This is a genomic window from Citrobacter gillenii, from assembly GCF_013337685.1.
Classification (GTDB): domain Bacteria; phylum Pseudomonadota; class Gammaproteobacteria; order Enterobacterales; family Enterobacteriaceae; genus Citrobacter; species Citrobacter gillenii.
Map to the genome: position 1 here is coordinate 471,514 of NZ_SUQN01000001.1, position 12,551 is coordinate 484,064.

A 12,551-nucleotide genomic window follows, 5' to 3' on the forward strand; every position below is an offset into this window, starting at 1 on the left:
GCTGATACAAAAGGGCCGAATCATCGGCCCTTTTTTATTCACTCAATCCACCCGATCAGGCGGCGGCAGAATCGGTTTGCTGTGCTTTCAGCCAGGCGATTTCTTCCGCCCAGATATCTGGATTGATGGTTTCCAGCACCAGCGGAATGCCGTCAAAACGGTCATCCTGCATAATCCAGCGGAAGGCGTCGTGACCGATATTGCCTTCACCTAAGCTGTGATGGCGGTCAACGCGGCTGCCAAACGTGCTTTTGGCATCGTTCAGGTGCATCCCACGTAAATAGTTAAAGCCGACAATACGTTCGAATTCGGCAAAGGTCTTTTCACACTCGGCGGCGCTTCGCAGATCGTATCCGGCGGCGAAGGCGTGGCAGGTATCAATGCAGACGCCCACGCGGGATTTATCTTCTACGCCATCGATAATGGCGGCCAGATGCTCAAACTTAAAGCCAAGATTGCTGCCCTGCCCGGCGGTGTTTTCAATAACTGCGGTTACGCCCTGGGTCTGCGCGAGGGCAATGTTGATGGACTCGGCAATGCGTGCCAGGCATTCGTCTTCCGGGATCTGCATTAAATGGCTGCCCGGATGAAAGTTAAGCAGGGATAACCCCAGCAGCTCGCAACGCTGCATTTCATCAATAAAGGCATCGCGTGATTTTTCCAGCGCCTCGCTGACCGGGTGGCCGAGGTTAATCAGGTAGCTGTCGTGAGGAAGAATTTGTGCGCTGCTAAAGTGATACTTTTCGCAGGCCGACTTGAAGTCATCAATGACGTCAGTAGTCAACGGCGCGGCGCGCCATTGGCGCTGATTTTTGGTGAACAGGGCGAATGCGGTGGCATCGATTTCTGCGGCGCGAATAGCGGCATTGGCCAGACCGCCAGCGGCGCTTACGTGCGCTCCAATATATTTCATAATTGATTCCCCAAATAGTTCGAGTTGCAGGACAAAACGCAATACGTTTTGAGCAGCGCCTGCAACTCGAAATATGACGGGAAAAACCCGCCATACTCAAATACAAAAGGGGAGAGTATAGCGGGTCAACGGGGGTTAGTCGTGTTTGATTATGCCATTACGCTGTGAATCAAAACGTTGATTGCACCACCACCGACAATCAGCCAGACAAACAGCACCAGCGCCATCAGTAACGGTTTGGCACCGGCCTTTTTCAGCGCGCTGACGTGAGTGGTCAGCCCAAGTGCGGCCATCGCCATTGCCAGCAGCACGGTATCGAGGGTGACCAGCATGTTCACCACAGACTGCGGCAGCAGGTGGAACGAGTTAAATATCGCCACCACAATGAACAGGATGGCAAACCACGGAATGGTGATTTTGCTCTTTTCGCCGCCGTTAGCCGGAGACAGTTGTTTCACACGAGCGGCCAGCAGGATGAGGAACGGAGCCAGCATCATGACACGCAGCATTTTGGCAATAACGGCTGCGTTTTCTGCATCCGGGTTAATCGCATGTCCGGCAGCGACAACCTGTGCGACTTCATGCATGGTTGACCCAATGTAAATCCCATAGGTTTCAGGGCTAAACCAGTGCGAAAGCAACGGATACATCGCCGGGTACAGGAAGATAGCAATGGTACCGAAGATGACCACGGTGGCGACAGCGACCGTCACTTTACTGGCTTCTGCTTTCACGACCGGCTCTGTTGCCAGTACCGCCGCGGCACCACAAATGCTGCTCCCGGCGCCAATCAGCCAACTGGTGTGTTTGTCCAGACCAAACACCTTCTGGCCGAGGAAGCAGGCAAGCATAAAGGTGCTGGTCAGCGTCAACGCATCGATCACAATCCCGCTGACACCCACGTCAGCAATCTGCGAGAAGGTGAGACGAAAGCCGTAAAGGATGATCCCCAGTCGCAATAAATGTTGTTTCGCAAACAGTACGCCGCCGTCACAGCTTTTCCAGATGTGCGGATAGACGGTGTTGCCGAGGACCATCCCCAGTAAAATGGCTAAGGTGAGGGCGCTGAACCCGGCCCCCGCAACCGCGGGGATAGAACCACCCCATAACGCGGCTCCGGTGATGACTGCGCTCAGGGCAAGCCCCGGAATAAAATGCCACACTGTACGTCGATGATTCTTTAGGGCGAGTTCGGTCATAACCCCTCCTGTCAATGGAATGATTTCTTGGAGAAAATAGTAAGGTGAAGTGGTTTAAAAATAAAATTGATTATATATTTATAATTAATCTGAATAAGTGGTAAACACGGGCCATCTAGAGGAAAACGACCATGCATATCACCCTGCGACAACTTGAAGTATTTGCCGAGGTACTGAAAAGTGGCTCGACAACCCAGGCCTCTGTCATGCTGTCATTGTCGCAATCCGCAGTGAGCGCAGCGCTGACTGATTTAGAAGGCCAGCTTGGCGTACAGCTGTTCGATCGCGTAGGTAAACGTCTGGTGGTCAATGAGCACGGGCGTTTACTCTATCCCCGCGCGTTGGCGCTGCTTGAGCAAACGGCCGAGATAGAACAGCTTTTCCGGGAAGATAATGGGGCGATTCGCGTCTATGCCAGCAGCACCATCGGCAATTACATTTTACCTGCCATGATTGCCCACTATCGTCATGATTTTCCCGATCTGCCGTTGGAACTGAGCGTGGGGAACAGCCTGGACGTAATTAATGCCGTACTGGATTTCCGGGTCGACATTGGACTGATAGAAGGGCCATGCCACAGTACGGAAATCATCTCAGAACCCTGGCTGGAGGATGAGCTGGTGGTGTTTGCTGCACCGACGTCACCGCTGGTAAAAGGTCCCGTTACGCTGGAACAACTGGCGGCTTCACCGTGGATCCTGCGTGAGCGCGGGTCCGGTACGCGTGAATTGGTGGATTACCTACTGTTATCTCATTTGCCGCGATTTCAGATGGCCATGGAGTTGGGTAACTCCGAGGCCATTAAGCATGCTGTGCGTCATGGGTTAGGGATTAGCTGCCTGTCACGTCGGGTGATTGAGGAGCAGCTACAGGCGGGAACGCTGAGTGAAGTGCCTGTACCGTTACCGCGTTTAGTCCGTACTCTTTGGCGTGTCCATCACCGTCAAAAACATCTCTCCAATGCGCTGCTGCGCTTTTTACGCTACAGCGACCAGCAGTAGGGCGGCGATATTTTTTCAGGCAGCATGCCGACTATTTTCGGCTTTACTTATAATCCACGGCCAGTCATGAAGGTCTCTTATAACAGCGTATTTGTGCCGGAAGAATGCCATTTCGTCTGCTACAATCGCGCCTCATTTTTTGGATGGATAGCATTTTCCCATGGTTTCCGAAACTAAAACCACAGAAGCGCCCACGCTACGTCGTGAACTGAAGGCGCGCCACCTGACGATGATTGCCATTGGCGGTTCCATCGGTACGGGTCTTTTCGTTGCATCTGGTGCAACCATTTCTGCGGCGGGTCCAGGCGGCGCGCTGTTTTCCTATATTCTGATTGGCCTGATGGTGTACTTCCTGATGACCAGTCTCGGTGAACTGGCTGCGTACATGCCGGTTTCTGGTTCGTTCTCCACTTACGGTCAGAACTATGTAGAAGAAGGCTTTGGCTTCGCGCTGGGCTGGAACTACTGGTACAACTGGGCGGTCACCATTGCCGTCGACCTGGTCGCTGCGCAGTTGGTGATGAGCTGGTGGTTCCCGGATACGCCAGGCTGGATCTGGAGTGCGCTGTTCCTGTGCGTCATCTTCCTGCTGAACTACATCTCTGTTCGCGGTTTTGGTGAAGCAGAGTACTGGTTCTCGCTGATCAAAGTCACCACCGTTATTATCTTCATCGCGGTTGGCGTGCTGATGATTTTCGGCATCTTCAAAGGCGCTCAGCCGGTGGGCTGGAGCAACTGGACTACGGGAGATGCACCTTTCGCCGGTGGCTTTGCAGCCATGATTGGTGTGGCGATGATCGTCGGCTTCTCCTTCCAGGGTACTGAACTTATCGGTATTGCGGCGGGTGAATCTGAAGATCCTGAGAAGAACATTCCGCGCGCGGTGCGTCAGGTGTTCTGGCGAATCCTGCTGTTCTATGTGTTCGCGATCCTGATTATCAGCCTGATTATTCCGTATACCGATCCAAGCCTGCTGCGCAACGATGTGAAAGACATTAGCGTCAGTCCGTTTACGCTGGTCTTCCAGCACGCGGGCCTGCTTTCTGCGGCTGCGGTAATGAACGCTGTGATCCTGACCGCGGTGCTGTCGGCGGGTAACTCCGGTATGTATGCCTCAACGCGCATGCTCTACACCCTGGCATGCGACGGCAAAGCGCCGCGTATTTTCGCCAAATTGTCTCGTGGCGGCGTCCCGCGTAATGCGCTGTATGCGACCACGGTGGTGGCAGGTTTGTGTTTCCTGACCTCTATGTTTGGCAACCAGACCGTGTACCTGTGGCTGCTGAACACCTCCGGTATGACGGGCTTTATCGCCTGGCTGGGGATTGCCATCAGCCACTATCGCTTCCGTCGCGGTTATGTGATGCAGGGGCGTGATATAAACGATCTGCCGTATCGTTCAGGCTTCTTCCCGCTGGGACCGATCTTTGCGTTCGTGCTGTGCCTGATAATCACCCTGGGGCAAAACTACGAAGCGTTCCTGAGAGACACCATTGACTGGGGTGGCGTGATGGCGACCTATATTGGTATTCCGCTGTTCCTGATTATCTGGTTCGGCTATAAACTGACCAGAGGGACGCGTTTCGTGCGTTACAGCGAAATGCAATTCCCGGATCGCGTGAAGAAATCGTCTTAAGCATTTTGGCAAGAAATAACAAAAAACCCCGGCAGGGTAAATGCCGGGGTTTTTTATTGCGCCAAACTTAGAAGTTATAGGTCAGGCCAACCGTGTAACGACGACCATCGAGTATGGTGTCATAGGTCTCGTAATCGATTTGCTTATCCAGCACGTTGTACACGCCAGCGGTGGCCAGCACATCCTTGCTCACGTAGTAACGCACACCAACATCGACTTGAGTATAGGACGGTGTCCCTTGAGCCATCGACGTACGGCTCAGGTACTCAGAGGTTTTCCCGCGCAGGTTCAGACGGCTCCAGAATCCGAGATCCTGCGTGGCCTGCCAGTCCAGCGTGGTGTTAAACATATGCTTCGGCATTTTGTTTAACGGCTGACCGGAGAACTGACCGCTTTTCTGTTCAGATTCGGTGAACGTGTAGTTTGCCGTCCAGTTGAGATCGGAGGTGATTTTCCAGCCGAAGGTGGATTCTACGCCGCGCATATTGGCTTCATCGACGTTAACGCGATCGCTGACAAAATCATAGTGGGTTCCGCCGATGGTACAGGCCGGATCGGCGCTGCTGTTACAGCGGCGAACTTCGGTGATCTTGTCTTTGAAGTCGGTGTTGAACAGCGTCACGCCCGCGTTGAGGTCGTTGCCGTTATCCCACAGCAGGCCGATTTCTTCGCTCAGGCTCTTTTCCGGTTTCAGATCCGGGTTGCCCACAATGATGCCGTTCAGACGACCACCGCCAGTCACCTGTCCCCAGCTTGCTGACGACTGGCGCAGATCCGGCGCGCGGTAACCTGCAGACACGCCGCCTTTCAGGGTCCATTGATCGCTGAGATGCCATACGCCGTAGCCGCGTGGTGTCCAGTTATCACCGTAGTTTTCATCTTTATCCATACGCAGGCCGCCGGTCAGCGTGAAGGTATCGGTTACGGCCCATTCATCTTCAGCAAACAGCGCCCAGCTCCAGCGGGTCAGCTTGTTCAGACCGTCTGCCGCTTCCAGCTGGTTACCATTATCGCGCAGTTTTTCATAACGGTACTGTCCGCCTGCCGTCAGGGTATGTGCCCCGAGGAAAATCTGGTTCTGATTGTTAAAAATAGTGTTATAGGACTTCATCTGACGACCCGGGTTATCGGTCTCTTCCTGCTGAATATAGCTGGTGGTGTTGAAGTCGTCGTAGTAACCGCTGTGGGTTAATGAATATGTCGTGTGCACATACTTGTTTTCGCTTTTGCTGTTTGGCTTACAGCTTCCGTTGCGACAGCTTTCTTCTGCTGTGGATTTACCTGGCGTACTGTCGCGATCCTGCAGTTCACGGGCGTAATCGAAGTCAATGTCGTTTTTATCATCCGGCGTAAGGTTCAGGGTTAATCCCCCATTACGCATACGCTGTTCGTTATAACCATTGACGATTTCATCTTCGGCACGGTGAGAGAATAACCCGGTGACTTTTGCGCCGAGTAATCCGTCAATCAGCGGCCCGGACGCATAGGCGTTAGTCTGGTAAATATCGCCGGAGTCACGGTCTTCCTGGAAGGTGGCGTCACCATGTAGAGAACCACTCCAGCCTTTGGTATTCGATACCTTTTTGGTGATCACGTTAATCACCCCGCCCATTGCATCGGAGCCGTACAGCGATGACATGGGGCCACGGATCACTTCGATGCGTTCAATGGATTCCAGCGGCGGCAGCCAGCCTTGTTCAATGCCGGAGTTATCGCTGTTCGGTCGCGTGCCGCGTGTGCTGATCCGCTTACCGTTGACCAGGAAGAGCGTGTACTGCGAGGCCATCCCGCGGATGCTGATATCACTGCTGCTACCGCCACCCGTGACGACGACGCCAGGCACGTCTTTGAGCGCATCGGTGACATCGCGGTAGGCTTTATCCTCAATTTGCTGCTTGGTGATCACAGAAATAGAGGCGGGGGCATCCTGAATCTTTTGCTCGAAACCGGTCGCGGTGACCACTACGGTATCCTGGTCAGCGGCATAGACGAGTGATGGGAGGCTGGCGACGCATACTGCGGCAGCAACGGCCCTAACGTGAGGTATAGTCATTTGTATCATTCCATTTAAATGAATCTAACTGCGTGTCATGTGAAAGGCCATGACAATTGTATGTATTTGTCTTTTAAGGACTCTTTTCAGTAAAGAAGCGGAGGGATTGTACAAAAGTATGAATTTTTGTAAACACAAATGATAATAGAAATCATTTGTGTTTGATGTGATATTATGGGAAGTGTTTATAAAATCAAAGAGATAGCTGTTAAATAAAAAAGGAGAAAAAGTGAAGGAATGATGGAGAAACAAAGAGGGCTTGCGCCCTCGGGGGGTTACTTCAGCAGATACTGCGCGTGGAAGCGCAGGTGATCTTCAATGAACGACGCAATAAAGTAATAGCTGTGATCAAAGCCTGGCTGGATACGTAACGTCATTGGCCACGCGGTCTGACGGGCTACCTCCGCCAGTACGGCGGGCTGGAGCTGATCGGCAAGGAACTGATCGCTATCACCCTGATCGATAAGCGTTGGAATTGCCTCTTCCGGTTTACTGGCTAACATTAATGCGCAGCTGTCCCATTCGGCCCAGGTCGATTTATCCTCGCCCAGATAGGCGCTAAACGCCTTCACGCCCCACGACACGCGACAGGGGTTAACAATCGGTGCAAAGGCGGAAACGCTGGTGTATCTGCCGGGATTTTTCAGCGCCATAATCAATGCGCCGTGACCGCCCATGGAGTGTCCGCTGATGGCGCAGCGCTCGCTGACGTTAAAATGCGCTTGGAGAAGCTGCGGCAGCTCATCCCGCAAATAATCATACATGCGGAAATGCGCGGCCCAGGGAGCCTGGGTAGCATTGAGATAAAAGCCGGCGCCCTGGCCTAAATCGTACCCGTCATCGTTCGCAACGTGTTCACCGCGTGGGCTGGTATCCGGCATCACCAGTACGATCCCCAACTCAGCCGCAATGCGCTGCGCACCCGCTTTGGTGGTAAAGTTTTCATCATTACAGGTCAGGCCCGACAGCCAGTACAGTACCGGAGGCGGCGTATTTTCGCACGGCGGTGGGAGAAAAATGCTGAAGGTCATGGTGCAATTTAAGGTGGCGGAATCATGACGCCAGCGTTGCTGCCAGCCTTCAAAACAGCGGTGCTCTTCGAGCATTTCCATGCACGGCTCCTTGTTGTGTTGAATCTGAATATGTTTGCGAATTCACCATAATACAGATAATTCATGATGCCGTGAGTAACTTTCACTTCCGCAATGGGCAAACATACATCATCATCTATATAACCTCGCGTTAACACTCCGTATCGACCCGATCGAGCGGTGCATGAAAGCCACACGCTGAAAGGCGGTGCCAATTTCAATAATTATCGCGGTGAATACTGGATTATGTGCGCAGCCTCACGCACAATGTTCTGGCTGTGACACAGCCTAAAAACTTTGCCCCACGCAGGGCAGAGGCGCCACACCTGCAGGAGAAGAATAAATGTCATCACTCAGTAAAGAAGCGGCCCTGGTTCATGAAGCGCTGGTTGCGCGTGGTCTCGAAACACCGCTGCGCCCGCCCGTGCAAGAGATGGATAACGAAACGCGCAAACGTCTTATCTCCGGCCATATGACCGAGATTATGCAATTGCTCAATCTCGATTTGAGCGATGACAGCCTGATGGAAACGCCGCATCGCATCGCAAAAATGTATGTCGATGAGATTTTTTCCGGTCTCGATTACGCCAATTTTCCTAAAATCACCGTCATTGAAAACAAAATGAAGGTTGATGAAATGGTCACCGTTCGTGATATCACGCTGACCAGCACCTGCGAACATCACTTTGTCACTATCGATGGCAAAGCGACGGTGGCGTATATCCCGAAAGAATCCGTGATTGGTTTGTCGAAGATTAACCGTATCGTGCAATTCTTTGCCCAGCGTCCGCAGGTGCAGGAGCGTCTGACCCAACAAATCCTGACCGCACTGCAAACCCTGCTGGGTACCAATAATGTGGCGGTGTCGATTGATGCGGTGCATTACTGTGTGAAAGCGCGCGGTATTCGCGATGCGACCAGCGCCACTACGACCACCTCACTGGGCGGATTATTTAAATCCAGCCAGAATACGCGTCAGGAATTCCTGCGCGCTGTACGTCACCACAACTGACAAGGGCAGGACCATGGAGCGTAATGTCACGCTGGATTTTATTCGTGGCGTTGCCATCCTCGGGATCCTGCTTCTCAATATCAGCGCCTTTGGTTTGCCAAAGGCGGCATATCTCAACCCGGCCTGGTCTGGCAGCATTACTTTATCGGATGCCTGGACCTGGGCGGTGCTCGATCTCTTCGCACAGGTGAAATTCCTCACGCTGTTCGCTCTGCTCTTCGGCGCGGGCCTGCAAATGCTGCTGCCACGCGGAAAACGCTGGATCCAGTCGCGACTCACGCTGCTGGTCTTACTGGGGTTTATTCACGGCTTACTATTCTGGGATGGCGATATCCTGCTGGCGTATGGCTTAATCGGCCTGATCGGCTGGCGGCTGATTCGTGATGCCCCATCGGTAAAAAGCCTGTTTAACACCGGTGCTCTGCTGTATCTGGTGGGGATCGGCGTACTGCTGCTGCTGGGTTCGATTTCTGGGGGGGAAACCAGTCGCGCCTGGACACCGGATGCCTCCGCGTTGCTGTATGAAAAGTACTGGAAGATTAATGGTGGCATGGAAGCGATGAGTAACCGCGTGGATATGCTGTCAAACAGCCTGCTGGCGCTGGGGGCGCAGTACGGTTGGCAACTGGCGGGGATGATGCTGTTGGGTGCCGCATTAATGCGCAGTGGCTGGCTGAAAGGGCAGTACAGTTTGTCGCATTATCGACGTTCAGGCATGCTGTTGGTGGTGACCGGTATGGCAATCAATCTGCCTGCGATTATGCTGCAGTGGCATCTCGACTGGGCGTACCGCTGGTGTGCTTTCCTGCTACAAGCCCCGCGTGAACTGAGCGCGCCGTTTCAGACCATCGGCTACGCTGCATTGATGTTTGGTTTCTGGCCGCAACTGAATCGCGTTAAGATTGTTATCGCTATTGCCTGCGTAGGACGCATGGCACTGACTAATTATCTGCTGCAGACGCTTATCTGCACCACGGTGTTTTATCAGTTCGGTTTGTTTATGCAATTCGACCGGCTGACGCTGCTGTTTTTCGTTATTCCCGTCTGGGCTGTTAACCTGCTTTTCTCCGTCATTTGGCTGCATTTTTACCGGCAGGGCCCGGTGGAGTGGCTATGGCGTCAATTAACCCTGCGTGCTTCAGGGACATCATTGCCGCGAACATCCAGATAACGATCTGGATCACATTCATTAACAAAATGGATGTAACCGTTTTCATTCCTGTGACATGACTCACGCAGTCCTGTACCTCGTGCTGACAAAATACACAGCCTGGGGTGTCCGTGGGCAACCGCAATCTTAAACAGGGCAGTGAATATGGTAACCATACGTGATGTGGCACGGCAGTCTGGCGTTTCTGTAGCGACGGTTTCCCGCGTACTGAATAACAGTGCGTTGGTGAGTCCTGACACCCGTGAAGCGGTAATGAAGGCTGTGACACAGTTAGGCTATCGACCCAATGCCAATGCGCAAGCGCTGGCGACGCAGGTGAGCGACACCATTGGGGTCGTGGTGATGGATGTATCAGATTCGTTTTTTGGTGCATTGGTGAAAGCCGTGGATCTGGTGGCTCAGCAGCACCAGAAATATGTGCTGATTGGCAACAGTTATCATGAAGCTGAAAAAGAACGTCATGCCATCGAAGTCCTGATCCGCCAACGTTGTAATGCCTTGATTGTCCACTCAAAAGCGCTGAGCGATCGCGAGCTAGGCGAGTTTATGGAACACATTCCGGGCATGGTGCTCATCAATCGCATTGTGCCGGGTTACGCCCATCGCTGTGTCTGCCTGGACAATATCAGCGGAGCTAAAATGGCCACCCGCATGCTGCTCAATAACGGTCATCAACGTATTGGCTACCTGGCGTCAAGCCACCGAATTGAAGATGATGCGATGCGCAAAGAGGGCTGGATGAGCGCGTTGCAGGAACACGGTATTACGCCAGCGGAAAGCTGGGTAGGTACCGGTTCACCGGATATGCCGGGGGGCGAATCAGCCATGGTGGAGTTGTTGGGGCGCAATTTGCAGCTGACGGCGGTTTTTGCCTACAACGACAACATGGCTGCCGGAGCGCTGACGGCGTTAAAAGACAACGGCATCGCCATTCCATTACACCTGTCTATCATTGGTTTCGATGATATCCCGATTGCCCGTTACACTGACCCTCAACTGACCACCGTGCGCTACCCCATTGCGTCAATGGCGAAAATGGCGACAGAGCTTGCGCTACAAGGGGCGGCGGGTACGCTGGATCCGGCGGCAACGCACTGTTTTATGCCGACACTGGTGCGACGTCATTCTGTGGCGTTGCGACAGAATGCGGTACCGATCACTAACTGATAATGTCACCTGATGTAACCGCTTTCAATCTGTGAGTAAATTCACAGTATCTTAACAATGCGATAGCTATGATGACACTGTTTGTTGCGCTGTAACTACTATGTAACGGTGAATAATCACTTTCATCGAGGTGTGGGCGTCTTAAACAACAATTAAAGCCTGTTTTTGGAGCGTTGCCAGACACGGAAGAAATATTTTTAAAAGTGAGCTTCGGCGTTCAGTAACAGTTTAGTAACGTTCTGTCCCGCCGAGCATTTATCTCAAGTACTACCCTGCATAATAAAACCGGAGATACCATGAATAAGAAGGTGTTGACCCTGTCTGCTGTAATGGCAAGCATGTTATTCGGTGCGGCTGCGCACGCTGCTGATACCCGTATTGGTGTGACGATTTATAAGTATGACGATAACTTTATGTCTGTGGTACGTAAAGCAATCGAAAAAGATGCCAAAACGGCGCCAGATGTACAGCTGCTGATGAATGACTCCCAGAACGATCAGTCTAAACAAAACGATCAGATTGATGTGTTGCTGGCAAAAGGCGTGAAAGCTCTGGCGATCAACCTGGTTGACCCGGCAGCAGCGGGCACGGTCATTGAGAAAGCACGCGGTCAGAACGTTCCTATCGTGTTCTTCAACAAAGAGCCTTCTCGTAAAGCGCTGGACAGCTATGACAAAGCCTTCTACGTCGGTACTGACTCCAAAGAATCCGGCATCATTCAGGGCGATTTGATTGCTAAGCACTGGGCGGCAAACCCGAACTGGGACCTGAACAAAGACGGTAAAATTCAGTTTGTTCTGCTGAAAGGCGAGCCGGGACACCCGGATGCTGAAGCACGTACCACCTACGTGATTAAAGAGCTGAACGACAAGGGCATTAAAACTGAGCAGTTGCAGTTAGATACCGCTATGTGGGATACCGCTCAGGCGAAAGATAAAGTTGATGCGTGGATGTCCGGTCCAAATGCTAACAAAATTGAAGTCGTTATCGCGAACAACGACGCTATGGCAATGGGTGCGATAGAAGCGCTGAAAGCACACAACAAAACCAGCGTACCGGTATTTGGTGTGGATGCATTGCCAGAAGCACTGGCACTGGTTAAATCTGGCGCAATGGCCGGTACCGTGCTGAACGATGCTAACAACCAGGCGAAAGCGACTTTCGATCTGGCGAAAAACCTGGCAGCCGGCAAAGGCGCAGCGGATGGCACGACCTGGAAAATCGAGAATAAAATCGTTCGTATTCCTTACGTCGGCGTCGATAAAGATAATCTGGCAGAGTTCACCAACAAATAAATACTCCGTCTGT

Annotated in this window: 10 protein-coding genes; 6 read left to right on the forward strand and 4 right to left on the reverse strand. The window is 52.5% G+C overall.

From position 1 onward, the window contains the following. Window positions 1-55: 55 nt before the first annotated feature. Together nfo and FCH32_RS02200 are read right to left on the reverse strand one after the other, a co-directional pair. Window positions 56-913: a deoxyribonuclease IV gene (gene nfo, locus FCH32_RS02195; RefSeq protein ID WP_115258023.1), complete on the reverse strand. Its 858-nt coding sequence runs from the start codon at window positions 911-913 to the stop codon at window positions 56-58. A 149-nt stretch (window positions 914-1,062) separates the two neighbouring features. Further along, window positions 1,063-2,112, reverse strand: a complete 1,050-nt coding sequence (locus FCH32_RS02200) for a YeiH family protein (RefSeq protein WP_117343461.1) — start codon at window positions 2,110-2,112, stop codon at window positions 1,063-1,065. A gap of 131 nt (window positions 2,113-2,243) precedes the next feature. On the opposite strand from FCH32_RS02200, the gene yieE reads away from it, so the two are divergent. Beyond that, window positions 2,244-3,113 (forward strand): DNA-binding transcriptional regulator YeiE, encoded by an 870-nt coding sequence (gene yieE / locus FCH32_RS02205; RefSeq protein ID WP_115258025.1) that lies wholly within the window; start codon window positions 2,244-2,246, stop codon window positions 3,111-3,113. A gap of 160 nt (window positions 3,114-3,273) precedes the next feature. Beyond that, a complete protein-coding gene (gene lysP, locus FCH32_RS02210) occupies window positions 3,274-4,749 on the forward strand; it encodes a lysine-specific permease (RefSeq protein ID WP_096756479.1) in 1,476 nt (491 codons plus the stop codon). 67 nt (window positions 4,750-4,816) lie between these two features. Here the strand turns inward: lysP and FCH32_RS02215 are convergent, their stop codons facing one another. Then, on the reverse strand, window positions 4,817-6,802 hold the full coding sequence (locus FCH32_RS02215; RefSeq protein WP_174360411.1) for a ligand-gated channel protein: 1,986 nt from the start codon (window positions 6,800-6,802) through the stop codon (window positions 4,817-4,819). A gap of 275 nt (window positions 6,803-7,077) precedes the next feature. Beyond that, on the reverse strand, window positions 7,078-7,914 hold the full coding sequence (fghA, locus tag FCH32_RS02220; RefSeq protein WP_174360412.1) for an S-formylglutathione hydrolase: 837 nt from the start codon (window positions 7,912-7,914) through the stop codon (window positions 7,078-7,080). 322 nt (window positions 7,915-8,236) lie between these two features. Here fghA and folE point away from each other — a divergent pair, with 322 nt between their 5' ends. From folE to mglB, 4 genes are all read left to right on the forward strand, one after another. Then, window positions 8,237-8,905, forward strand: coding sequence for a GTP cyclohydrolase I FolE (gene folE, locus FCH32_RS02225; protein ID WP_096756482.1), 669 nt, complete (start codon window positions 8,237-8,239; stop codon window positions 8,903-8,905). Window positions 8,906-8,918: 13 nt separating this feature from the next. Next, window positions 8,919-10,076 carry a DUF418 domain-containing protein YeiB gene (gene yeiB, locus FCH32_RS02230; protein ID WP_174360413.1) on the forward strand — a complete coding sequence of 386 codons (1,158 nt, stop codon included), beginning with the start codon at window positions 8,919-8,921 and terminating at the stop codon, window positions 10,074-10,076. 144 nt (window positions 10,077-10,220) lie between these two features. Continuing rightward, window positions 10,221-11,243, forward strand: coding sequence for an HTH-type transcriptional regulator GalS (gene galS, locus FCH32_RS02235; RefSeq protein WP_174360414.1), 1,023 nt, complete (start codon window positions 10,221-10,223; stop codon window positions 11,241-11,243). Between the two features lie 296 nt (window positions 11,244-11,539). Beyond that, window positions 11,540-12,538: a galactose/glucose ABC transporter substrate-binding protein MglB gene (gene mglB / locus FCH32_RS02240; RefSeq protein WP_096756485.1), complete on the forward strand. Its 999-nt coding sequence runs from the start codon at window positions 11,540-11,542 to the stop codon at window positions 12,536-12,538. The last annotated feature ends 13 nt before the right edge of the window (window positions 12,539-12,551 follow it).

Excerpts from the sequence above, each read along its gene's own strand:
- FCH32_RS02215 (WP_174360411.1), bottom strand. The coding sequence starts at position 6,802 with ATGACTATACCTCACGTTAGGGCCGTTGCTGCCGCAGTATGCGTCGCC.
- yeiB (WP_174360413.1), top strand. The coding sequence starts at position 8,919 with ATGGAGCGTAATGTCACGCTGGATTTTATTCGTGGCGTTGCCATCCTC.
- lysP (WP_096756479.1), top strand. The coding sequence starts at position 3,274 with ATGGTTTCCGAAACTAAAACCACAGAAGCGCCCACGCTACGTCGTGAA.
- folE (WP_096756482.1), top strand. The coding sequence starts at position 8,237 with ATGTCATCACTCAGTAAAGAAGCGGCCCTGGTTCATGAAGCGCTGGTT.
- nfo (WP_115258023.1), bottom strand. The coding sequence starts at position 913 with ATGAAATATATTGGAGCGCACGTAAGCGCCGCTGGCGGTCTGGCCAAT.
- fghA (WP_174360412.1), bottom strand. The coding sequence starts at position 7,914 with ATGGAAATGCTCGAAGAGCACCGCTGTTTTGAAGGCTGGCAGCAACGC.
- yieE (WP_115258025.1), top strand. The coding sequence starts at position 2,244 with ATGCATATCACCCTGCGACAACTTGAAGTATTTGCCGAGGTACTGAAA.
- galS (WP_174360414.1), top strand. The coding sequence starts at position 10,221 with ATGGTAACCATACGTGATGTGGCACGGCAGTCTGGCGTTTCTGTAGCG.
- mglB (WP_096756485.1), top strand. The coding sequence starts at position 11,540 with ATGAATAAGAAGGTGTTGACCCTGTCTGCTGTAATGGCAAGCATGTTA.
- FCH32_RS02200 (WP_117343461.1), bottom strand. The coding sequence starts at position 2,112 with ATGACCGAACTCGCCCTAAAGAATCATCGACGTACAGTGTGGCATTTT.